Genomic DNA, 19,389 nt, shown 5'->3' on the forward strand with positions numbered 1-19,389 from the left:
CATTGCCTCGCCAAGTTGTGGGTTCACGCCGGCCCGCCTGACCTCAGGCGTTGGGCCGGCGATTCCTCCGGTGGGATGGGAAGGTGCATCCAGTGGGTCGCATAGGTGAACTTGTAGACGCCGCCAACCGTGAATTGGTTCTTGCGGTAGTCGTACACGAGGACCAGCTCATCCCTCGGCGCCGTCTCGATGGGCCGCCACTCCGGCACCTGCGCAGAGCGGAGGGCGGCGGCGATGCGCTCGACAGACTGGGCGGGGTACACCCAGAAGTTGCCATTGCCATCGGTCACCTCGTAGAACTTGCCGGGGTTCATTCGGCCTCGGCGGATGATGGTGCGCACATACATGCCGTCACGGCGCGGGTTCGATTCGGAGGCATAGATTCCGCGCAGCCATTCACCGAACTTCGGCTCGATCTCGTCCATTACTTCGGCTCCTTTGGTTGCTCAATCTCGATGCGCTGCGTCCCGAGCAGCACAAGCATCCCGGTCAGGAATATGGCGCAGTCAGTTGAGTTGGCCGCGACGTGAGAAAGCCAGCACAGGGCTGCGATTGCGATCCACCTGCTCACGACGCCTTCCCCTGTCCGATGGGTGCGCGGTATTCCACCGCGAACCAATAGTCAGTTTCACCCCATCGCGGGCCGCTGTAGGCTGGCGCACCCACCGCCCTGTAAACCAGAACCGATTTGAAGTGATGCTCTTGACCGCCCAACTTCAGCACGCGGTCACCAGAGGTGTAGGTGTGGTTGGTATCGTTTAAGAAGTGGTGCGACGTCCGAACCGCCTTATACGCAGCCTCTTCAATGGTTTCCGCGTCAACTTCGTACTGCTCCCATCCGTAGTGGTGCTTGAGTTCAACCAACATGGGCCTTCCCCTGTCCGAGCGCGGCGTCCAGGGCGACCGATGTCGCGTTCCAGTCCCCTTCGTGCTTGATCGCCACGCCCCCGGCATCGGCCCATGCAGCGCAGTTCTTCTCGAAGTCATCGATCAGGATGTCGCCGGGCTGGTGCATGAAAAGTGGCTTGTGCCGACCTCCCAACACCGGAAGAACCAGGCACGTCGCCGACAGGTGCTCGCGGACCCACGCGCGCTTTTGGCCTGCGACGTGGGCGTAGTTCGACCTCGGACACGCGGTTAGGATCACCGGGCTCAGGTGCTCGATGCTGCGGAAGAACTCGACGGCGCCAGCCATCGGAGGCAGGTCGCGGAAGAACGATGCGTGGCCGTTGATGTGCCCCCACATTTCGTCGTCCGCGAGCGAGCGGTGATCGAGGCCAAACACGGCCGGAAAGGCGCCGTCGAAGTCAGCCATCACTCCGTCCAGGTCCACGTAGAGCGTGCGCCCCGGAGCCTCGGGCGCAGTCACCCGCACCGCAGGCGCTTGGGCGAGGGCGGATTGCAGCATCCCTGCAAAGCCTAGATAGTTGGCACGTTCGGAAACGGTCAACGTCTCGTCTCTCGATAGCCTGAGCCAGCGAGCCTCCAACTCCCGCACCGCTCCCAGCGCATCGGCGGCGGGTGGCTTGGGTATGTCCCAGAACGTCGGCTCACCCTTCGCCTCCTGCTGCACCTGCGCGGCTGGCGGGGCGGTGAGGGCGTCGTATTCCCGGCGGGCGAGATGTGAGGCAGGAAGGCGCTCCACCCACTCACGCAACGTCATTTCTCTTTGGGCGTTCTCAGCCATGGTCGGACTCCTTAATGCGGCGACGCACCGGGACGAACGCGGCGGGGTCGTAGGCCATCCCTCGCTCCCATCCGCAGAGCGGCCCCCATTCGACACAGTTGTCCTCTAGTATTTCGTCTCCGCGCTGGATGGCCTCCCCTTTTTTCAGGAGCCGCCACTTCCCCTCCGGGATGGCGGGCTGCGGGGCGGTATAGAGGGCCAGATACTGAACACACGGGGTGTCCGCAGGCGGCGGTCCAAACTTGAAGTTCACTCCGGGGCCAATCCACGGCCCGTCGCGCGTCGCCGGAATTTGGGGAGATACGATGCGATACAGATAGCCGAAAGCCTCCTGCGCCGGGGCTTCGGGCTGCTGGGCGAGGGCGGCGCGCACGTAGTCCCATTCCTCAGCCGTCAGCGACGCGAAGCCGCAACTCCCGGGACGCAGGGTGTCCAGCTTCCACTGCAGGTCGCCAGGAAGCGCCCGCACCGGGTCGGTCGTGTTGACCGTCCGCACGCCAGCGGCGTTGAGCGCGTCGGCGGCGCGGAGAAGGTTGGCCTGCTCGCGGTCGTAGGTCGGGGTGGTCATGGCTGCTCCCTCGCCGCGATCAGCGTCGCGCGCTTCTTTTCCAGGGTGGTCTGCCGCTTCGTCAGATTGGCCTGCTGCGCGTCGAGCGCGTCGAGGCCGGCCGCGATGGCGGCGTCCTTGGTCGGGTGCAGGTTGTCGATGTGGTAGGACTTTCCGGAGTCAGAAATGTCCCAAGATACGTCCAGCCAGCTGTCATAGGTCTCAACAAGAGTGACCTCCTTGGGCTTGCCCGACGGCTGGATCACCCACGCCTTGTAGGGGTACGTGCGGCTCATGGCTGGCCTCCGGTGGCTTTGGCGATTGCGGAACGTGCCGCGTCGAACTCATCGGTTGCACGATCCGCAACGCGGAGTACGCCGATCAACGCCTCCAACAACTCCGGCGCGGCGGCGATGAGGCGGGCATTGGCAGATGCTGGCTCGTCATCGCTCCAGCACCCGGAGGCGCTGCGGCATTCGCCAATTGCAGATTTGTGATTAAAGGTGCCGATGTATCGCCCACTTGCGAACCACGGCCCCGGCGTATGCTTCATCTCGCTCATGCTCTCTGCGCCTCCAGGCGCTCAGCCTCGGCCAGGTAGTGCTGGTACCTGGCGGTGTCGTTGGGGAACTGGCGCAGGCTCGTCTCGGCCTGGATTCGGTACAGCTCGGCCATCCGCCGCGGGTCGTCCCGGTAGAGGTCGCGCTGGGTGGTGTCGGATCGCATCACCAATTACCCATCTGGCGGACGAATGGGATGTCCGTATCCTCGAAGGCATCCACCGGGGCATTCGTCGCCCGTTGCGGCCGCTCAGTCGCGCGCGGTGCCGACTGGCGCGGGGTGCCGTTGCCGGAATCCTGCCGACCGCCAAGCATCTGCATCTCGTTGGCGACGATGTCGGTGGTGTGCTTCTCGACGCCATCCTGGCCGGTGAACTTGTCGTAGCGGATTTCGCCCTCCACGTACACCTGCGAACCCTTGCGCAGATACTCGCCAGCGATCTCGCCGAGCTTCCCGAAGAACACCACCCGGTGCCATTCGGTCTTCTCGACTTGGTTGCCATCCTTGTCCTTCCGCACGCTGGTGGTGGCCAGGCTGATGCGGGTCACGGCCATGCCGCCCTGGGTGTACTTGGTTTCCGGGTCGTTGCCGAGGTTGCCGACGAGGATGGCTTTGTTTATTCCGCGGGCCATTAGGCGGCTTCCTTCTTCAGGTCGTGGAGGATGGATTCGATTTCGCTGTTGGCCTGCTCGCACTCGGCGGCGAGCTGGGCGATAGCGCCCTCGTCGCGCTGGACGCGGCAGATGGCGAGCTGAAGGTGTGGCGGGAACCGGGGGTCGAAGCTCACGGCGTCCACCCATGCGCGCCCGGTCACCCAAAGCTGGCCCTGTAGCTGCCAGCGGTACTCCTTGGCGTGGTCATTCGACCGCAGCGCATCCAGGTGCTTGGCCATGTTGGCCGGGCACTTCAGCTCGACCAGCCCGTCATCGCCGAGCAGGCCGTCCGGGGAGACGCCTACGTAGGGCAGGGTGGCGTGCTGGACGAATCCAACTTCCTCGACCAGCTCGCCCGTGTGCGCCTCGTAGGCCGCCCGCGCCGCCGGCTCCAGCTCCGTCCCGCGCCGCATGGCGTCGTTCTGGAACGTCTCGACGCACTCGCCGGTCAGGCGCTCGACGGCCAGCAGGGTGACCAGCTGGCGGCGATTGGCTCCCGGGGATCCGTCCTTCAGGACGTTCATCACGTCCGCGAACTTGGAGGCCGTGAGCTTGCCGGCGCGGGCGCGGAACCAGTCGTCACTGCGCTGCTGCATCGGACACCTCCTCCAGCATCACGTCCGCCGACTCGGCCGACGCCTTGAACTCGGCCATGCGATCGGTCACCAGTGCGCGGCTCTCCTTCGGCCACGCGCCCCAGAAGGCCCGGAAATGTTCGGTGCCCTTGGCTGCTGCCGCCCGCGCCTCGGTCAGCGCGGAGTCGCGCTCGGGGCTGTCCTGCGGCGTTGGGGCCGCGTACTTCGGCGGACGCTGCTGCCCGACAATCTCGGCCACCACGTCCTCCGGCAAATCCTCGATGTCCTGGGTAAACAGGTCGGACGCAGCCGTCACCGTCAGCACGCCGTCGATCAGGCCGCGCTTCTTCGCCATCTTCAAGACGGTGTTGGACACGTCCGCCGGGTTGGTGCGGATCTGCTTCTTCTTCTCGACCTTCCCTTGCCACTTGGAATACTTGATCCGGCGGCGGTTCTCCGGCGTGTCGTCCCATTCCTCGTCGCACAGCGCTGCACGCCAGGCGTACTTCTCTTCGTTGCTGCTGCACTCGCCGATGCCTGCGCCCAGGAACAGGCCGCCGGCCGACATGATCCGCACCTTTACCCGGTAGTGGACCTCACCATCTACGCCCACCTGCTCGACCTCAGGGTCTGCCGAAAGGCGGAAGGTGGACATGATCTTCTCGGCCCCGGCCTTGTACAGGCTGGGCTGCTTCGTGCCGGGGATCACGCCATAGTGCGTGTCCTTCTTCATCACCTCCTGCATCACGTCCTGCATCAGGTTGACCTGAGCGCGAACGTCTGCGGCGGTGAGGGACCGGCTGCCGTAGTTCTCCACGGCGGGCTGGAATGCGACGATGTTGGCTGACATGGGCTTCTCCTGGAATGAATCCGGCTCTACGGCTTACCCGGCCGGCGCGGGCGGGGCAGGGCGAGGGGTGCGCCCTGCGGGGAAGTGGTGGTTGAACTGCGGGCCGTGGAGCAGCGCCCATCGGTAGCGGAACTCGGCCAGCCGCTCGGCGTTGCTCGGGGCGTGCGTTACTCCTGGGGCGGGTTGATGCGGACGAAGGGAGCCGTGCGCTCGGCAGCGCGGGCCTCGGCGGCCGCCTTGCGCCACTCGTGGGCGGTGTCGATCGCGAAGATGAGCGCGACCAGGGCCAGCGCGACGCCCAGGGCATCGGCCCGGGCGTAGAAGCAGACCCCGGCGGCGAAGGCTGCGAACAGGACCACGATCAACGCGGTGAAGGCCGGGGCGAGGGCGTAAAGGCGGGGCATCGGGGAATCTCCTGCCGGGCCAGTCCAGCGCCCGGCGTGTGGGTGTCAGTGGGCGAAGGCCAGCCACGCGAACGCGGCGAAGCAGGCCAGGGAAGCGAGGTCGTGCAGGGTCCAGATGGCCGCCTCGCGGCGCATCTCGGCGGTGACGGGCTGGGGCGGCAGGTCTTCGGGCTTCGGGTACTCCGGCAGCGGCGCGGCGTGGCCGTCTGCGGTGTCTGGCGTGCCCGTCCAGGTGCCGGGGTCGATGCCGTGGTTGCCCAGCTCCAGGACTTCGGGGGCGCGGGTCATTGCAGGCCCGCCTTAGCGCTCTCGACGCTCTTGGTGATCGCGTGCTTTGCGGCCCACGTCCTGATGTCCGCGGCCGATTCATGCCAATCGTTGGCGTGCGCGAGCATGGTCTGGAAGCCGTTGAAGCCAGCCACATCGCCCTTGTCGCAACGGGCCACCAGCTCATGCACAACCGCAGCAGTCTGCATGCACAGAGGGATATGGCCAGCGAGGCGGAACAGCTCGGCGAAGAACGACGCCTGCTGTTCGGCATCCATGTCCCAGTACAGGGCGGCAATCTGCTCGGCGCTCAGGTCCACCTCGGACTCGATGCGGGTGCTCATGCGGCACCGCCTTGGACGCGGGCGAGGGCTTGATGCAACATTTCGCCGAGAATCGCGAAGTCGACCGGATCCTGATGAATCATTTCGTAGGCAGACGAGCAGACTTTCAGTAGGGAATCTCGCTCATCGCGAATTTCCGCAATCGCGGCCAGTATTGGTTCGTGACCTCCGGCATTCGGATCGATGGCGAGACTGTGTGAAACGCGACCAAGTGAGTCACAAGCCGCAATGAAGAGGCGCTCATTTCTGGCGGCGTCCTCTATCGATTTAGCAGCGGCATCACGCGCTTCACGCAGGCGAAGCGCTGGCGCGTTTCCAAACTCATCGCCAACCACGATGACGAACTCGTCCAGCACCGCCAGCACATCGACCGGGCCGCTCATGCCTGCTTCTCCAGTTCGGCGAGGAGGGCGTCGGCATAGGCCACTGCGTTCTGTGCGTCGGTGGCGATCCACTCGGGGCGGAGGCCGCCATCCGCCGGGACAGAGGCAAGCCCCTGCATCGCCATCGCCGCGAACAGCTCGCGCTTGGTGAGGCCTTCCTGCCCGTTGACGTTCGCGTCGTTCGGGACCGGATACGCCGGCTCGCTGCCGGCCTTCGTCTGGGTGCTCATGCCGCAGCCTCCATCCGCGCATCGGCGGCAGTCGGTGCGTTGCGCTCGGCCCGGTCGAACTCGGCCGCTGCGTCGGACTCGGCGTCGTCGCGGATGCGGGCCTCGACGTTCGGGCGCAGGAAGCTCTCCAGCTCCAGGGCCGCGGCGTCCCGGCTGCGATCGGAGGGCGTGTTGGCGCAGGCCAGCAGGAACCGACGCAGCGCCGCCGAGATGCGGCTGTCGTAGTCGTCGGCCAGCAGCGCGTCCAGCGCCTCCTGCACCGGCTCGTCCTCGCGGAGGCGCGCGGCCGTCAGCTCCGCAGTGCGCTCGGCGATCCACTCCTCGCGGCGCTCGTCGGCTTCGTCCGCCGCCTCGTCAGCGGCAGAACGGTCGAGCCAGGTGTCGTAGGCGGCTGGCATCTGTCTGTCTCCCTGCCCCGTCCCCGGATGGGGGTGTCGTGGGGCGATGGGGACAGAATCAGGGAAACTGATTCCTACGTCAACAGGAAAACTGATGAAGAATCAAGAATCCTGATTGGCGTTCAGCGTTCGTTTAGATTCAGTTAGTGCGCAGGCAGGCAGTCGACGAGGCTGGCGCCAATCTCAGCGGCGTCGACGTAGCCTCGCATCCGGTCCAGTAGGTCATCCAGTTGGACGTCGGAGAGATCGGACAGGTAGGAGACGCCCCGGCTGTCCAGGAAGTGCGTGATTGCCGACCGCCAGTCGTACTGGTCCGCGATGTGCACGATCGCCCGCATGGTCCTGGCGCGTGGCGACACATCCACCGGCGGCAGGTCGATGTCTGCGGGGGATGGTGCAGGCGGCATCGCCGCCGCCAGCTCAAGTGCCAGCGATTTCAGAGCTACGGGGTCGAGTGCCATCACGGGTCTCCTTTGCAAGCCAGGCCAGAACGTCGGCCATGGCTTCCCGCGGCGACCCCTCGGCCTTTTTAACGGCCTTGGCGGCTACCTGGATCATGGCCCACGAGGGGCGCGAGAGGCGCTTGTCCTCCGGCCTCGCATCGGCCATCAGGTGCAGCAGCTCAACCCCTTGAGCCAAGTTCTCATTGTCCAGTCCCGCAGGCTGAGACGGGAGGTCGGCGAACAGCTCGCCGGGGTGGATCCCGAGTGCCGCGGCCAGCTTGTAGATCTCAGGCACACGCGGAAAACCGTCTCCGCGCTCGAAGTTTCCGAGCCAGCCTTGGCCGCGCCCGCATGCAGCGGCCAGCTGCTCCTGGCTGAGCTGGGCACGCAGGCGGAAGGCGATCAGGCGTTCACGGAAGTCCATGCGCGGATTGTCCAGCAGGGCGCGCAGCCGCCAATCAGGAAACCTGTTGACAAGCGAATCAGGATGGCTGATAGTTGCCGCCATGGACCGATACCCCGACCTGAAGACCTATCGGACCGCCAAGGGCCTGACACAGGCCCAGCTGGCGGAATTGATTTCGGCTGCCGGGAAGGCAGTCACCCAGGGCCGCGTCTCCCAGTGGGAGAACGGATCGCTTGGGTACACGCCGGAGTGGGCAACGCAGATCGAGGCGGCCACCGGCGGAGCCATCTGCAGGTCCGACCTGATCTTCGGGCCGGCCCCACAGGAAGGGGAGGCGGCCTGAGGTGACTACCTTCGCGTCCCGAATCCGAACGGCATTGCTTCGGGCGTTGTCTCCACGATCCCCACGACTCTGTGATGGGGGATGTGGATGCAAGCGAGCGGCGGACGCGTGGAGTCTTGCTCTGCTGCTTGCGGGACAACCGTCAGGTAGTGCGGCAGCGACATGTCCACCCGACTGCAAAGCCAGTAGGGCGTCGCGTCGAAATTGCCGTCGGGCTTTCGGATGGAAGTGGTGGCGTCGATGAACGCCGGGTCCAGCAGCACCACGAACAGCTTCTTCATGCCCGTCTCCGGTCTCGATGGTGGGGTCGCATCCCCATCGTACCGGCAGGCGGGCGCCTATCCGCTGGCGCACCCGTCAGCCCCTTTCCAAGGCCGGCAGCCCGAGCTGGACAACCTGCGCGCTCCCCTCGCGCGGACTCGGCTTGGGCGCCGGCAGGCGGCGGGCAACCACGTCCGCCCCAACGCGGCGCACCGCCACCACGCCGCCGCAGATGCGGACCAGCGTTGTGACGCCCTCCGCGTCCACCCACAGCTTTCCCTGCCGGCGTTCATCGTCAGGCGTCGGCGGGTCTTTTCTTCCTGAGTTCATGCGGCTCGGTCCTTCGGGGTCGGGCCTTTATTTCGCCCCGATGAGCTTGTCCCACGCAGTCCCACGCGGTGGGACGACCGAGGAAACACCGATGCAGACACCGCAGATGCCGCTGTTCTACGACACCTACGAGGATGCGATCCGCGATTGCGTGACCGCGCTGGGGGGCAACAAGGCCGTGGGCAACATGCTCTGGCCGGCGCTGCCCGCCGACGAGGCCGGCCGGAAGCTGGCGCACTGTCTCAACCCGGAGAAGCGCGAGAAGCTGGACCTCGGCGAGCTGCGCCTGATCCGCCGCGCCGCCCGGCAGGCCGGCGTGCACATCCTGGCGCACTACGAGGCCCGCGACGCCGGTTACACCGAGCCGCAGCCGCTGAACCCGGAAGACGAGGCGGCCCAGCTGCAGCGCGAGTTCATCGCGTCGGTGAAGGCTCTGGAGGCGATCCAGAGCCGCATGGGTCACCTGCAGGGGAGGGCGCGCTGATGGCCAAGAAGCCCCAGCCCCAGCCGGCCAAGCCGAAGGCCACGCCGGCGCACCCGTGGCGCGCGTTCAACCCCGGCTGGCTGCAGTCCAACCCGGACCTGCCTGATCGCATCGCGCCGCTGCACTCGCGGCTGGTGAGGAAATGACCATGACCGCCGTCGTCTCCTTCCACGACACCGTCGGCCTGTCGCCCCGGCAGCTGCTGGCCGCAAACCGCGCCGCCAAGGGCCAGGAGGCGGCCGTGCTGGACGTGTTCCATGCCGCCGGCCGACCGCTCAGCCCGTCCGAGGTCCACGCCCGCATGCCGGGTCGCGTGCTGCTGACCAGCGTGCGGCGGGCCATCTCGAACCTGACCAACGCCGGGGCGCTGGTGAAGCTGGACCAGACCGTGCCCGGGCCCTACAGCATGCCCGAGCACCTGTGGCAGCTGCCGGCCGGGCAGGGCGAGCTGTTCCAGCGGAGGCGGGCGTGAGCACCGACCACGCCTACGAAGCCGGCCGCTACGCCCGCCAGGCCGCACGCGGCCGCGACACCTGCCCGCGCTACGGGATCACGCCCGACGCCCGGCAGGAGGTCGACCGCTGGCGCCAGGGCTGGGATGACCAGGACCGGGAGATGGCCGGCCAGGCCAAGAGGAACAGCGCATGAGCATCTTCCAGCGCGTCTCCGACTGGCTGCGGGAGCGGCGGATCGATCGGCTGGCCGCAGACGCAAAGGCCGCCTACGCGGCAGGGGATCGGCAGCGTGCGCGCGAGCTGTTGGCGCGGCTGGCAGTCGAAAACATGGCGCGCTCGCCGCAGCAGGTGGCGCGCTTGGACCGGGCTCACGGGCTCGACAGGGGCAGGTAATGGCCAGGATTCGCACGATCAAACCCGAGTTCTTCACCAGCGAGGACATCGTCCAGCTGTCGCCGCACGCGCGGCTGCTGTACATCGCCTGCTGGTGCGAGGCGGACAAGGAGGGCCGGCTGCAGTGGAAGCCGTTGACCCTAAAAATCCGCTATTTCCCGGTAGACGATGTCGATATTCGCGCATTGTGCGAGGAGCTGATCGGCGCCGGGCTCGTCGTTCCGTATGGCGATGGCCTGGCCTACATCCCCAAGTTCGGCGCGCACCAGCACATCAACCCACGCGAGAGCGCCTCGCAGCTGCCGGCACCTGCGGGTGACTCACGCGTGCCCGACGTGTCGCTCACGCGTGGAGAACGCGAAGGCGACGCGCCAGCTCCCGTCACTGACGCGCAGGGAGGAAGGGAAGGGAAGGGAAGGGAAAGGAAGGAAGACGCGTCAGGACGCGTCGGGCCGCGCAAGCGCGCCCCCACCAAGCACCCCCTGCCTGACGGATTCGGGATTTCGGATCGGGTCCAAGCCTGGGCAGCGGACAAGGGGCACGATCGGCTGGACCAGCACCTCGAGTCGTTCCGGGCCAAGGCCCAGGCCAAGGGCTACGCCTACGCCGACTGGGACGCTGCGTTCATGGAGGCGATCCGCGAGAACTGGGCGAAGCTGCCTGCGGCCGGCAGCGCAGCGCCCCCAGACCAACGCCCCGGCGGCGGGAGGCGTGAGCTGTGACTGACACCGCCTACGCCGAGGACGCCGTGCTGGCCGGCCTGATGGCCCGCAACGAGAAGTTCCACGAGGTCGCCCCGATGCTGGGCGAGGAGCAATTCACCACGCCGCGCCGTCGGCGCATCTGGGCCGCCATCCGCGACCGGTTGCGCGAGGGCCAGCCCGCGGACGTGGTCACGCTGTGCGAAGCGCTGCCGGCCGATGCCGACGAGCTGCTCAGCCTGGCCCGGAACATGGCCACGGGGGGCGTGGTGAGCAGCTACGCCGCCGTCGTGCGCGACAACTGGCGGATGCGCGAAGCCGGAGGTATCGCCCAGCGCCTGCTGGCCGGCGCGCGTGACCGCGAGGCAGGAGCGGTTGAGCAAGCCATCGCCGAGCTCATGGCGCTCAACGCCCATCACGCGGTCCACGAGTTCACCGGCAAGCAGATCCTGGCCCTGGCCTTCGAAGTCGCCCAGCAGGCGTACCAGAACGGCGGCGTGATCCCCGGCATCACCACCGGCCTGCAGGAGCTGGACGAGATCCTGGGCGGGTGGCACGACTCGGACCTGACGTTCATCGGCGGCCGCCCTGCGATGGGCAAGACCGCGTTCATGCTTGGCCTGGCCGAGGCGGCGGCAGACGCCGGGCGACGCGTCGGCATCGTCAGCGCCGAGCAGCCGGCCGTGCAGCTTGGCATTCGCCGCGCGGCCCTGGCCTCTGGCGTCGGCGCCCAGTCCATCCGCGCCGGCCAGCTCGAGGACGAGGACTGGGCCAAGATCACCGCGGGCATCTCGAAGGCCCGTGACCGGCACCTGCGGGTGTTCGACCGGTCCGCCGTGTCGCTGGACGAGCTGGTTTCGGTCGCCCGGAAGTGGAAGCACAACGAAGGCCTGGACGTGCTGTTCATCGACTACGCCCAGCGCATCACCGTGCCGGGCGCCGACCGCATAACCGAGGTGTCGCAGATCGCCCGAGGCCTCAAGAACCTGGCCCGCGACCTGAACATCCCGGTCATCTCGCTGGCCCAGGTGGTCAAGGGCGTGGACAGCCGGCCCGACAAGCGCCCCAACGCAGGCGACCTAGCCAACAGCGACGAGCTGACCCGCGAGGCCGACCAGATCCTGATGCTCTACCGCGACGAGGTCTACAACCGTGACAGCAAGGATCCCGGCATCGCCGAGGTCCTGATCGAGAAGAACCGGCACGGACCGACCGGGTTCAAGCGCGTGCGCTTCGTCGCCGAGACGATGGCGTTCCAGAGCTTCAAGCGGGCCAATGACTTCGAGGAGGCCGCATGAACACCGACCAAGCCCGCGCCCAATCCATCGCGCACGCGCGTGAGGCTGGCCGCTGGGCAGCCCAGGCAGGGCGCCCGATTACCAACTGCCCGACCTACGCGATGGGCGAGCTGGGCCGCGAGTGGCGAGAGGCGTGGAAGGCCGGGCACCGGGAAGTGGCGGAGGGCAGGGCATGACGGCCGAACTCTCCCCCGCCGACTGGCGCCTGGACGGCACCGGCCCCATGACCGACAAGCAGCGCCGGATGCTCAACGCCGTCTGCGGCGACCTTGCGGCGCAACTGCAATGGCACGGCAACCGACTGAGCAAGGACGACTGGCGGCACATGCTGTCCGGGACGATGCTGGGCTGGCGAATGATGCCGGCGATTGACCGGGGTGAGGGCGCGGCCGGCTTCATCATGCTTGGCGGGTCGAGCCTTGACCTGAGCAAGTCGCAGGCAGCCGAGGCAATCACGGTCGCGGTGCAGATCGGCGACCACCCGGATGAGCAGGGGTTGCGCGCTCGCCCGGTTCGCTGGTCGGACAAGGTTCTACTTGGCATGGGCTTCAACCCTAACGACTTCTCGGACGCATCGCGCGCGCGGGAGGCTGCGTGATGAATCGCCGATCCCGCGACCTGCGCTTCACCGCCATCCAGGAGATCGGTTGCCTCGCCTGCCGACGCCCGCTGAAAGCCTCGTTCCAGCCCGGCGCATTCGCCCCCGGCGGCTATGTCGAGATCCACCACCTGCTGACCACTGGCCACCACGGCACGGGCAAGCGGCGCGGTGACGACGCGACCATCGGCCTTTGTTCGTGGCACCACCGTGGCGTCATCGGCGAGGGCTACAGCGTCCGCGAGATGGCCGATTGCTACGGCCCCAGCTACGCCCGCGAGCCGCGCAGGTTCCGGGCCGAGTACGGAAGCGACGAGGAGTTGCTGGCCGAGCAGAACACCCTGATCGCCGAGTGGCGGTCCAACGCCATCGGAGCATCCGCCGCGTGACTATCCCCCCATCCCGCGCGAGGAAGGGAAAGGCGCTGGGGCCAACCGGCCCGCGCGTTGACTGGTCCGCCGACGAGGACGCCAAGCTGCGCGCCTTGTACCCGGACACGATGACCAGCGATGTGGCGGTGGCGCTTGGCCGGTCTCTGCAATCTGTGCGCAACAGAGTTGTACGTCTGGGACTGAGAAAGAGCGAGGCGTTCATGGCGAGCAAGCCCGGCGTATTCCGCGACGGGCATACGGCGTGGAACAAGGGCAAGTCCGGGTCCACGGGGAACCACCCCAACTGCCGAAATGGTTGGTTCCGACCGGGCGTTGTGCAGGGCGTCGCCGCACGGTGCTACCAGCGCATCGGTTCGCTGCGGATCAAGGACGGCGTGCTGCAACGCAAGCTGACAGACCGTAAGGACCTGCCCCGTGCCCAGCGCTGGCAGCCGATCCACCGCACCGTCTGGGAGGCGGCACATGGCCCCGTCCCGCAGGGATGGGTCGCGGTGTTCAAGCCCGGCATGGCCACGCTCAACCCCGACGAGGTGACGCTGGACCGGATCGAGTGCGTCAGCCGCGCCGAGAACATGCGCCGCAACAGCCGCCACAACCGATACACGCCAGAGCTGAACCAGCTTATCCAGCTCAAAGGCGTCCTGACCCGCAAGATCAACCAGAAGGAAGGCAAGAGTGAAAGCTACTGACGTTCGAGACTTCGTTGGCAAGATGATCAAGGAGCTGGCCGACAGCACGGCCACTAGCGAAGAGATGGCGCTGACCATCGAGCGCGCCAAGGCTACCGGCGGCCTGGTGCAGCAGTACGTATCTCTTGCCAAGGTGGAGCTGGATGCAGCGAGGCTGTACGCCGAGCACGGGGTGATCCCGGAGAGCATCGAGGCCCCCAAGGATGGACGCCCACAGCTCCGAGCAGTGGGTGGGCGCTAATCCGATGAAGCATTTCGCCCTCGGCCGCATGAAGGCCGGCGTCATGAACAAGACGGAGGCGGACTATGACGCGCACCTTGAGCTGTTGCGTGCGGCGGGGGAGGTGCAGTGGTACCGGTTCGAGGGGGTAAAGCTGCGCCTCGCCGACAACACGTTCTACACCCCGGATTTCGCGGTCATGGCGGCCGATGGCGTCATGGAGATGCACGAGGTCAAGGGGTTCTGGACCGACGATGCCCGCGTGAAGATCAAGGTGGCTGCGGATCAGTACCCGTTCCGGTTCATAGCGTTCCGTCCGCGCCCGAAGTCCAAGGGCGGGGGATGGGACCGGGAGGATTTCGGCCCATGAGCACCGCGATGAACCGCCGCCACCGCAAGCGCTGCAAGGCCCTCACGACACGCGAGCTGCGCACGCTGATCCAGACGCTGGCGCCAGAGGTCCGCATGGCCGTGTCCCTGCTGGAGTGTGCAAAGCAGGAGTTGGCGAAGAGGCCGAAGATTGAACCAGAGGGGGAATCGTGAGCCAAGTTGACCTGTTCGGCGCCTACGTGCGCCGCGAGCTGGACCACTGGGGGCGCGAGTTCGCGCTACACCGGGACTGCGAGTACCTGGGCCACGTCTCGCGCAACATGCTGCAGGTGTTGATCGAGCACAAGGGCGAGATGCCGCCGCCGAACGTGGGCTACAAGCCACTGGAGACGGACGCTCGTGCCCAGCTTATCGAGGACGTGGTAGCCGACATCGCCCGCTCACACCTGGGCATGGCCATCTGCCTGCGCGCCTACCACTGCGGGCAGGGTAGGCGGCGGGTTGAGCGCTGGGAGACCGCCAACCTGCTGCTGGCCAACGCCGGCCTGCCGGTGGTAAGGGCGACCGCGTACATGGACCTTGCCCAGCGCGGGGAGGACAGGGTGTACGGGGTGCTTGCCGGGATGGCGCGGGCCGCTTGACACGTCCGACCTGCGGGGCCATCATCCATGGCACGGTGGGGTAAGTGCCCCACAAGCAACGGCTCGCCCTAACCGGCGGGCCGTTTCCGTTTCCGGGGTTGGGGCTGGTGGAGCCGGCCGACGCAAGGGCTGGGGACTCCCGGCCGCCCCGACCATCCACGCCCGCCGCCCTCGCCAGAGCAACCCTCGTGACCAGCTGGGACGCGGGGCGGGCGACCAATTCCCAAGCTCCCAGTCGTGCCGGCGCCCGGTGCGACGGGGTTCTTTTCGCCTTCGAGGCCCGATCCCATGTCCGCACTCGCTCACGCCGTGGCGCTGATCAAGCGCTGGGAGGGGTGCCGGCTGACCGCATATCCCGACCCCGGCACCGGTGGCGAGCCGTGGACCATCGGCTGGGGCTCCACTGGCCCCGGCATCGGCCCCGGCACGCGCTGGACGCAGGCCCAAGCCGATGACCGGCTGGCGCTGGACGTGGAGCGGTTCATGGCCGGCGTGCGGGCCTCGCTGACCCGGGAGCCGGCGGACAACGAACTGGGGGCGATGACCTCGCTGGCCTACAACATCGGGCTGGGCGCGTTCCGGAACTCAACCCTGCTGCGCCTGTTCAACGCCGGCGACAGGCCAGGCGCGGCCAAGCAATTCGACCGCTGGAACCGCGCCGGAGGCCGGGTCATGAAGGGCCTGGTCCGCCGCCGCGCCGACGAACGCGCCGTGTTCGAGCTGCCGCCCGAGCACGACGAGGCGAGGCCATGACCGTGGACGCCGAGCGCCGCGACGGCCGCTGGCACGTGAGCCTGGGCCCCGTCGAGAAGTCGGTCATGGGGCTGGTCGCGGCCGGCGTAGCGGCGCTGGGCATCTGGCTGGTGACCTCGGTGAACGCGGTACTGACCCAACAGGCCGTGGCGAATACGCAGCTGATCGCGATCCAGGCCCAGTTGACGGGCATCTCCGGCCTGCCGGAGCGGGTCGGCAAGCTCGAAATCCAGGCCGAGACGAACAAGCAGGACATCCGCGAGCTGCGGCAACTGCGAGGGGTGAAGTGATGGACCGGAAGGCGACCATCCTCGCGTTCGTGGGCGCGATCGGCACGCTGCTGACCGCGCTTGCCACGCACGGGACCGGCGCGATCAAGGCGCTGGGCGCGATTCCGGCGATGCTGGCGGCATGGTCCGCCGGCCTGCCGCTGGGCGTGTGGTCGTTCACCGTGGCGCTGCTGCTGGCGACCCTCGTCTGGGTGGCGGCCATCCGGAAGCTGCCGGTGTCGGGCAGCGGCAAGGCCCCGTTCGTGTCGGCCAACGGGCTGGCGCTGATCGTCGGGCCGGCGGTGACGGTGGCCCAGCAGTACCTGGCACCGCCCCGCACGCCGGGCGTCCTGCTGAACGCACTGATCCTGGGGCTGATCGCTGGATTGGCGGCGCCGCACATCGGCGCGCTGATTCGTGGCAAGGCCCGGACGCCAGCCCCGTGAAGCCGATCCTGCGTCGCCTAGCGCTCGCCGCGCTGATCCTGCTGGCTATCCCCGGCGTGATCGTGGTCGGGTACATGGGCTGGATGTGGTGGACCCTGCGGAGCTTCCACTGATGGGCGCCTACGCCGACCTGATCAAGCTGGCCCTGGCGCTGCTGCTGGCCGGCGGCATGGCTGTGTGGGGCCGGAGCTGCGGCAAGGCGACCGGGCTGGAGGACGGGCAGCAGGAGCGCGCCAGCCTGGAGAAGGCGCTGGGCCGGGCCACCCTGGACCTGTCCACCTGCGCCGCGCAGGTCGGGCTGGCCAACAACATCGCCGACCAGGCCGCGGCCGAGGCCATCAAGCAGGACGCGATCGCCCGCGAGGCGGAGCGCCGGGCCGCCCAGGACGCCGCGGTCTCCGAGCTGCGCATCGCTGAGCTGACCCGCCAGCTGCAGGCCGCCCGGCGCAACCCGGACGCGGCCTCGCAGCTGGACATCGTGCTCCACCCGTCGATTCCCCTGAGGTGACCATGCGAGCCCTGATCCTGACGGCGGCCCTGCTGGCGCTGGCCGGCTGCCAGACGTGCCCGGACCGCCCGCAGGTGCCCGAGGTGGTGAAGGTGCCGGTACGGGTGACCGTTCCGGTGCCGCCGGCGCTGACCGACCCGTGCCCCGTGGCCCGGGCCGCCAGCCGGACCGTCGAGTCCGTCGTCCAGGCCTACAACGCGAACGTCGAGAGCCTGGAGACGTGCAACCGGAAGCTGGGCGAGATCCGGGCGCTGCCGACGACGGGTGGGGCGCCATGAAGCGCAGGGCCGCCTACCGCTACCGCAGCGCCGTCACCGGCCGCTACGTGACGCCCGAGTACGCGCGGCGCCATCCCCGCAAGACCGTGCGGGAGCGGGTGCGCTGATGCCTCGCGCGACCACTGCCTACGTCTCCGCGTTCCAGCGCGACCGCCTGCACCAGGCGCAGTTCCGCCGGCGCGAGAGCCGCAGGATCACGGCGGACCTGACCGCAGTGTTGCCGGCGGGCGTGACCGTCACCTCCGTGACCTGGCGCACCACGTCGCCCTGGACGCTACGCATGAGCGACGGGCAGATCGACGGGGCCAAGGTGTCGGTCCGTGCCGACTTCCAGTACGCCGGGTGCGCCGGGCTCAAGGCGCAGGTGACGCTGAGCGATGGCGATGTGCTGAACCAGGCGTTCCTGTTCACCGTGCAGGACGCCCCCTTCTTCTACGACGAGCTGGGCCCGATGACCTCGGGGCCGTACACCCTGACCACTACCGCGCCATGAGCTACGACAAGGTGGTTGCCGACGAGATCATCGCGCGCATCGCCGAGGGCGAGCCGCTGCGCCAGATCCTCCGGAGCGACCCGGGGCGGTTCCCTCGGAAGTCGGCCTGGTACAACTGGTGCGAGGCCGACACGGAGCTGGACCGGCGCTTCAAGGCTGCGCGGGACGATGGGCACGACGCCATCGCTGAGCGCGCCATGGAGACCGCGCGGGGGCGGGGCGATTCAAGCGGCGACGTGCAGCGCGACAAGCTGATCATCGACACCGACCTCAAGCTTCTGGCGAAGTGGGACCCGCGCCGCTACGGCGACAAGGTCGCCATGGAGCACAGCGGCCCCGGTGGCGGGCCGGTCCAGACCGTCACCCGCATCGAGCGGCGCATCGTCAAGCCGGAATGACCGCGCTGGCGATCGACACAGCGGCCGTGTTCGAGCCGCTGCTGGCGCCTGCGCGCTACAAGGGCGCCCACGGCGGCCGCGGCTCGGGCAAGTCCCACTTCTTCGCCGGCCTGGCCGTCGAGGACGCCATCGCCTTCCCGGGCGAGTCAGGCGAGGGCCTGCGGATGGTGTGCATCCGCGAGGTGCAGAAGTCCCTGAAGCACTCCGCGAAGTCCCTGATCGAGGCCAAGCTGGCCGAGTTCGGGCTGCGGGAGGCGGACGGTTTCAAGGTGTTCAACGAGGTGATCAAGACCCCCGGCGACGGGGTGATCATCTTCCAGGGCATGCAGGACCACACGGCCGACTCGATCAAGTCGCTGGAGGGGTTCCACCGGGCATGGGTCGAGGAGGCGCAGAGCCTGTCGAGCACGTCGCTCGGGCTGCTGCGGCCGACGATCCGCTGGGAGGACGCCGCGCGCGGCCTGGCCTCGGAAATGTGGTTCGGCTGGAACCCTCGGCGCAAGACCGACCCGGTGGACGTGCTGCTGCGCGGAGAGAACCTCCCGACCGGCGCGGCGGTGGTGCGGGCCAACTGGTCCGACAATCCGTGGTTCCCGTCGGTCCTGGAGCAGGAGCGCCTGGACTGCCTGCGGGACAGCCCGGACCAGTACGACCACATCTGGGAGGGCGGGTACGCCACGGCGGCCGCCGGCGCCTACTTCGCGCAGGCCCTGGTGACGGCCAAGGCCGAGGGGCGCATCGGCCGGGTCGCTGCTGATCCGCTGATGACGACCCGGGGCTACTGGGACATCGGCGGCACCGGCGCCAAGGCCGACGCCTGCGCCATCTGGATCGTGCAGTTCGTGGGCCGCGAGGTCCGGGTGCTGGACTACTACGAGGCCCAGGGCCAGCCGCTGGCGACCCATGTGGCCTGGCTGCGGTCGCGGGGCTACGAGCGCGCCCAGTGCGTGCTGCCTCACGACGGCGCGGCCAACGACAAGGTGCACCAGGTGAGCTACCAGAGCGCGCTGCAGCAGGCCGGGTTCGACGTGCGGGTGATCCCGAACATGGGCGCCGGCGCGGCCAGCAAGCGCATCGAGGCAGTGCGGCGGCTGTTCCCGTCGATCTACTTCCACGAGACCACCACCGAGCCCGGGCGCGATGCGCTGGGCTTCTACCACGAGCGCAAGGACGACAAGCGCGGCATCGGACTGGGGCCGGAGCACGACTGGTCGAGCCATGCCGCCGACGCCTTCGGCCTGATGGCCGTGGACCACGAACAGAACGGCCCGGATCGAAAGCCGGTCCGCCTCAACTTCACTTCCGAGTTCCGCTGATGGCCGAGAGCAAGCCCGACAGCCCCGGTTACGCCACAGAACGGG

Annotated in this window: 44 protein-coding genes; 24 read left to right on the top strand and 20 right to left on the bottom strand. The window is 67.9% G+C overall.

Annotated features, from left to right (window positions below):
• Positions 1–23: 23 nt before the first annotated feature.
• The 18 genes from CSC62_RS05290 to CSC62_RS05370 all read right to left on the bottom strand — a co-directional run bounded on the left by CSC62_RS05290 (position 24) and on the right by CSC62_RS05370 (position 7,850).
• Positions 24–425 carry a hypothetical protein gene (locus CSC62_RS05290; RefSeq protein WP_162405128.1) on the bottom strand — a complete coding sequence of 134 codons (402 nt, stop codon included), beginning with the start codon at positions 423–425 and terminating at the stop codon, positions 24–26.
• A 142-nt stretch (positions 426–567) separates the two neighbouring features.
• On the bottom strand, positions 568–867 hold the full coding sequence (locus tag CSC62_RS05295) for a hypothetical protein (RefSeq protein WP_162405129.1): 300 nt from the start codon (positions 865–867) through the stop codon (positions 568–570).
• On the bottom strand, positions 857–1,687 hold the full coding sequence (locus CSC62_RS05300; protein WP_246194211.1) for a 5' nucleotidase, NT5C type: 831 nt from the start codon (positions 1,685–1,687) through the stop codon (positions 857–859). Before CSC62_RS05300 ends, CSC62_RS05295 begins: the two co-directional genes overlap by 11 nt.
• Entirely contained in the window at positions 1,680–2,255 is a 576-nt protein-coding gene (locus CSC62_RS05305) for a hypothetical protein (RefSeq protein ID WP_162405130.1), read from the bottom strand. Before CSC62_RS05305 ends, CSC62_RS05300 begins: the two co-directional genes overlap by 8 nt.
• Entirely contained in the window at positions 2,252–2,530 is a 279-nt protein-coding gene (locus CSC62_RS05310) for a hypothetical protein (protein ID WP_162405131.1), read from the bottom strand. Before CSC62_RS05310 ends, CSC62_RS05305 begins: the two co-directional genes overlap by 4 nt.
• Positions 2,527–2,796 carry a hypothetical protein gene (locus tag CSC62_RS05315; RefSeq protein WP_162405132.1) on the bottom strand — a complete coding sequence of 90 codons (270 nt, stop codon included), beginning with the start codon at positions 2,794–2,796 and terminating at the stop codon, positions 2,527–2,529. Before CSC62_RS05315 ends, CSC62_RS05310 begins: the two co-directional genes overlap by 4 nt.
• Positions 2,793–2,960: a hypothetical protein gene (locus CSC62_RS17765; protein ID WP_170298353.1), complete on the bottom strand. Its 168-nt coding sequence runs from the start codon at positions 2,958–2,960 to the stop codon at positions 2,793–2,795. The genes CSC62_RS05315 and CSC62_RS17765 overlap by 4 nt, the downstream gene beginning before the upstream one ends.
• Entirely contained in the window at positions 2,960–3,427 is a 468-nt protein-coding gene (gene ssb / locus CSC62_RS05320) for a single-stranded DNA-binding protein (RefSeq protein WP_162405133.1), read from the bottom strand. The genes CSC62_RS17765 and ssb overlap by 1 nt, the downstream gene beginning before the upstream one ends.
• Complete coding sequence (locus CSC62_RS05325) at positions 3,427–4,044, bottom strand: lambda exonuclease family protein (protein WP_162405134.1); 618 nt, start codon at positions 4,042–4,044, stop codon at positions 3,427–3,429. Before CSC62_RS05325 ends, ssb begins: the two co-directional genes overlap by 1 nt.
• Positions 4,028–4,873 carry a hypothetical protein gene (locus tag CSC62_RS05330; RefSeq protein WP_162405135.1) on the bottom strand — a complete coding sequence of 282 codons (846 nt, stop codon included), beginning with the start codon at positions 4,871–4,873 and terminating at the stop codon, positions 4,028–4,030. The genes CSC62_RS05325 and CSC62_RS05330 overlap by 17 nt, the downstream gene beginning before the upstream one ends.
• A 167-nt stretch (positions 4,874–5,040) precedes the next feature.
• On the bottom strand, positions 5,041–5,277 hold the full coding sequence (locus tag CSC62_RS05335; RefSeq protein WP_162405136.1) for a hypothetical protein: 237 nt from the start codon (positions 5,275–5,277) through the stop codon (positions 5,041–5,043).
• A gap of 45 nt (positions 5,278–5,322) precedes the next feature.
• Positions 5,323–5,565: a hypothetical protein gene (locus CSC62_RS05340; protein ID WP_162405137.1), complete on the bottom strand. Its 243-nt coding sequence runs from the start codon at positions 5,563–5,565 to the stop codon at positions 5,323–5,325.
• Positions 5,562–5,888 carry a hypothetical protein gene (locus CSC62_RS05345; protein WP_162405138.1) on the bottom strand — a complete coding sequence of 109 codons (327 nt, stop codon included), beginning with the start codon at positions 5,886–5,888 and terminating at the stop codon, positions 5,562–5,564. The genes CSC62_RS05340 and CSC62_RS05345 overlap by 4 nt, the downstream gene beginning before the upstream one ends.
• On the bottom strand, positions 5,885–6,271 hold the full coding sequence (locus CSC62_RS05350; RefSeq protein ID WP_162405139.1) for a hypothetical protein: 387 nt from the start codon (positions 6,269–6,271) through the stop codon (positions 5,885–5,887). Before CSC62_RS05350 ends, CSC62_RS05345 begins: the two co-directional genes overlap by 4 nt.
• Entirely contained in the window at positions 6,268–6,501 is a 234-nt protein-coding gene (locus CSC62_RS05355; protein WP_162405140.1) for a hypothetical protein, read from the bottom strand. Before CSC62_RS05355 ends, CSC62_RS05350 begins: the two co-directional genes overlap by 4 nt.
• Positions 6,498–6,899: a hypothetical protein gene (locus CSC62_RS05360; protein WP_162405141.1), complete on the bottom strand. Its 402-nt coding sequence runs from the start codon at positions 6,897–6,899 to the stop codon at positions 6,498–6,500. The genes CSC62_RS05355 and CSC62_RS05360 overlap by 4 nt, the downstream gene beginning before the upstream one ends.
• A 143-nt stretch (positions 6,900–7,042) precedes the next feature.
• On the bottom strand, positions 7,043–7,360 hold the full coding sequence (locus CSC62_RS05365; protein ID WP_162405142.1) for a hypothetical protein: 318 nt from the start codon (positions 7,358–7,360) through the stop codon (positions 7,043–7,045).
• Complete coding sequence (locus CSC62_RS05370) at positions 7,320–7,850, bottom strand: helix-turn-helix domain-containing protein (RefSeq protein WP_162405143.1); 531 nt, start codon at positions 7,848–7,850, stop codon at positions 7,320–7,322. Before CSC62_RS05370 ends, CSC62_RS05365 begins: the two co-directional genes overlap by 41 nt.
• On the opposite strand from CSC62_RS05370, the gene CSC62_RS05375 reads away from it, so the two are divergent.
• Complete coding sequence (locus tag CSC62_RS05375) at positions 7,849–8,091, top strand: helix-turn-helix domain-containing protein (protein ID WP_162405144.1); 243 nt, start codon at positions 7,849–7,851, stop codon at positions 8,089–8,091. The genes CSC62_RS05370 and CSC62_RS05375 overlap by 2 nt on opposite strands.
• A gap of 5 nt (positions 8,092–8,096) precedes the next feature.
• On the opposite strand, the gene CSC62_RS05380 is transcribed toward CSC62_RS05375, so the two are convergent.
• Both CSC62_RS05380 and CSC62_RS05385 read right to left on the bottom strand, forming a co-directional pair.
• The gene (locus CSC62_RS05380) at positions 8,097–8,372 is read right to left on the bottom strand and encodes a hypothetical protein (RefSeq protein ID WP_162405145.1); all 276 of its coding nucleotides are present in this window, start codon (positions 8,370–8,372) and stop codon (positions 8,097–8,099) included.
• Positions 8,373–8,448: 76 nt separating this feature from the next.
• Positions 8,449–8,682 (bottom strand): hypothetical protein, encoded by a 234-nt coding sequence (locus tag CSC62_RS05385; RefSeq protein WP_162405146.1) that lies wholly within the window; start codon positions 8,680–8,682, stop codon positions 8,449–8,451.
• Between the two features lie 91 nt (positions 8,683–8,773).
• Between CSC62_RS05385 and CSC62_RS05390 the strand changes: the two genes are divergently transcribed.
• The 23 genes from CSC62_RS05390 (at position 8,774) to CSC62_RS05500 (ending at position 19,344) form a co-directional block, all read left to right on the top strand.
• Positions 8,774–9,166, top strand: a complete 393-nt coding sequence (locus CSC62_RS05390) for a hypothetical protein (RefSeq protein ID WP_162405147.1) — start codon at positions 8,774–8,776, stop codon at positions 9,164–9,166.
• Positions 9,166–9,312 (top strand): hypothetical protein, encoded by a 147-nt coding sequence (locus CSC62_RS05395; protein WP_162405148.1) that lies wholly within the window; start codon positions 9,166–9,168, stop codon positions 9,310–9,312. The genes CSC62_RS05390 and CSC62_RS05395 overlap by 1 nt, the downstream gene beginning before the upstream one ends.
• Positions 9,313–9,314: 2 nt before the next feature.
• Positions 9,315–9,638 carry a helix-turn-helix domain-containing protein gene (locus CSC62_RS05400; protein WP_162405149.1) on the top strand — a complete coding sequence of 108 codons (324 nt, stop codon included), beginning with the start codon at positions 9,315–9,317 and terminating at the stop codon, positions 9,636–9,638.
• The gene (locus CSC62_RS05405) at positions 9,635–9,814 is read left to right on the top strand and encodes a hypothetical protein (RefSeq protein WP_162405150.1); all 180 of its coding nucleotides are present in this window, start codon (positions 9,635–9,637) and stop codon (positions 9,812–9,814) included. Before CSC62_RS05400 ends, CSC62_RS05405 begins: the two co-directional genes overlap by 4 nt.
• Positions 9,811–10,014: a hypothetical protein gene (locus CSC62_RS05410; protein ID WP_162405151.1), complete on the top strand. Its 204-nt coding sequence runs from the start codon at positions 9,811–9,813 to the stop codon at positions 10,012–10,014. Before CSC62_RS05405 ends, CSC62_RS05410 begins: the two co-directional genes overlap by 4 nt.
• A complete protein-coding gene (locus tag CSC62_RS05415) occupies positions 10,014–10,736 on the top strand; it encodes a hypothetical protein (protein WP_162405152.1) in 723 nt (240 codons plus the stop codon). Before CSC62_RS05410 ends, CSC62_RS05415 begins: the two co-directional genes overlap by 1 nt.
• On the top strand, positions 10,733–12,013 hold the full coding sequence (locus tag CSC62_RS05420; protein ID WP_162405153.1) for a replicative DNA helicase: 1,281 nt from the start codon (positions 10,733–10,735) through the stop codon (positions 12,011–12,013). Before CSC62_RS05415 ends, CSC62_RS05420 begins: the two co-directional genes overlap by 4 nt.
• Positions 12,010–12,189, top strand: coding sequence for a hypothetical protein (locus CSC62_RS05425; RefSeq protein WP_162405154.1), 180 nt, complete (start codon positions 12,010–12,012; stop codon positions 12,187–12,189). Before CSC62_RS05420 ends, CSC62_RS05425 begins: the two co-directional genes overlap by 4 nt.
• The gene (locus tag CSC62_RS05430; RefSeq protein WP_162405155.1) at positions 12,186–12,611 is read left to right on the top strand and encodes a recombination protein NinB; all 426 of its coding nucleotides are present in this window, start codon (positions 12,186–12,188) and stop codon (positions 12,609–12,611) included. The genes CSC62_RS05425 and CSC62_RS05430 overlap by 4 nt, the downstream gene beginning before the upstream one ends.
• Positions 12,611–13,000: a Ref family recombination enhancement nuclease gene (locus CSC62_RS05435; RefSeq protein WP_162405156.1), complete on the top strand. Its 390-nt coding sequence runs from the start codon at positions 12,611–12,613 to the stop codon at positions 12,998–13,000. The genes CSC62_RS05430 and CSC62_RS05435 overlap by 1 nt, the downstream gene beginning before the upstream one ends.
• Complete coding sequence (locus CSC62_RS05440) at positions 12,997–13,692, top strand: HNH endonuclease signature motif containing protein (RefSeq protein WP_211368933.1); 696 nt, start codon at positions 12,997–12,999, stop codon at positions 13,690–13,692. The genes CSC62_RS05435 and CSC62_RS05440 overlap by 4 nt, the downstream gene beginning before the upstream one ends.
• Entirely contained in the window at positions 13,679–13,933 is a 255-nt protein-coding gene (locus CSC62_RS05445; RefSeq protein ID WP_162405157.1) for a hypothetical protein, read from the top strand. Before CSC62_RS05440 ends, CSC62_RS05445 begins: the two co-directional genes overlap by 14 nt.
• A gap of 4 nt (positions 13,934–13,937) precedes the next feature.
• Positions 13,938–14,282: a DUF1064 domain-containing protein gene (locus tag CSC62_RS05450; protein WP_162405158.1), complete on the top strand. Its 345-nt coding sequence runs from the start codon at positions 13,938–13,940 to the stop codon at positions 14,280–14,282.
• The gene (locus tag CSC62_RS05455) at positions 14,279–14,455 is read left to right on the top strand and encodes a hypothetical protein (RefSeq protein ID WP_162405159.1); all 177 of its coding nucleotides are present in this window, start codon (positions 14,279–14,281) and stop codon (positions 14,453–14,455) included. Before CSC62_RS05450 ends, CSC62_RS05455 begins: the two co-directional genes overlap by 4 nt.
• Positions 14,452–14,883: a hypothetical protein gene (locus CSC62_RS05460; protein ID WP_246194213.1), complete on the top strand. Its 432-nt coding sequence runs from the start codon at positions 14,452–14,454 to the stop codon at positions 14,881–14,883. The genes CSC62_RS05455 and CSC62_RS05460 overlap by 4 nt, the downstream gene beginning before the upstream one ends.
• A 288-nt stretch (positions 14,884–15,171) precedes the next feature.
• Positions 15,172–15,636, top strand: a complete 465-nt coding sequence (locus tag CSC62_RS05465; RefSeq protein WP_162405160.1) for a lysozyme — start codon at positions 15,172–15,174, stop codon at positions 15,634–15,636.
• On the top strand, positions 15,633–15,926 hold the full coding sequence (locus tag CSC62_RS05470) for a hypothetical protein (RefSeq protein WP_162405161.1): 294 nt from the start codon (positions 15,633–15,635) through the stop codon (positions 15,924–15,926). The genes CSC62_RS05465 and CSC62_RS05470 overlap by 4 nt, the downstream gene beginning before the upstream one ends.
• The gene (locus CSC62_RS05475; protein ID WP_162405162.1) at positions 15,926–16,351 is read left to right on the top strand and encodes a hypothetical protein; all 426 of its coding nucleotides are present in this window, start codon (positions 15,926–15,928) and stop codon (positions 16,349–16,351) included. The genes CSC62_RS05470 and CSC62_RS05475 overlap by 1 nt, the downstream gene beginning before the upstream one ends.
• 112 nt (positions 16,352–16,463) lie before the next feature.
• Entirely contained in the window at positions 16,464–16,859 is a 396-nt protein-coding gene (locus CSC62_RS05480; protein WP_162405163.1) for a hypothetical protein, read from the top strand.
• A gap of 2 nt (positions 16,860–16,861) precedes the next feature.
• Complete coding sequence (lysC, locus tag CSC62_RS05485; RefSeq protein WP_162405164.1) at positions 16,862–17,137, top strand: Rz1-like lysis system protein LysC; 276 nt, start codon at positions 16,862–16,864, stop codon at positions 17,135–17,137.
• Positions 17,138–17,243: 106 nt separating this feature from the next.
• Complete coding sequence (locus tag CSC62_RS05490) at positions 17,244–17,630, top strand: hypothetical protein (RefSeq protein ID WP_162405165.1); 387 nt, start codon at positions 17,244–17,246, stop codon at positions 17,628–17,630.
• The gene (locus CSC62_RS05495; RefSeq protein ID WP_162405166.1) at positions 17,627–18,028 is read left to right on the top strand and encodes a terminase small subunit-like protein; all 402 of its coding nucleotides are present in this window, start codon (positions 17,627–17,629) and stop codon (positions 18,026–18,028) included. Before CSC62_RS05490 ends, CSC62_RS05495 begins: the two co-directional genes overlap by 4 nt.
• Complete coding sequence (locus CSC62_RS05500; RefSeq protein ID WP_162405167.1) at positions 18,025–19,344, top strand: phage terminase large subunit; 1,320 nt, start codon at positions 18,025–18,027, stop codon at positions 19,342–19,344. Before CSC62_RS05495 ends, CSC62_RS05500 begins: the two co-directional genes overlap by 4 nt.
• The last annotated feature ends 45 nt before the right edge of the window (positions 19,345–19,389 follow it).

This window comes from Pseudoxanthomonas jiangsuensis (assembly GCF_010093185.1).
Taxonomy (GTDB): Bacteria; Pseudomonadota; Gammaproteobacteria; order Xanthomonadales; family Xanthomonadaceae; genus Pseudoxanthomonas; species Pseudoxanthomonas jiangsuensis.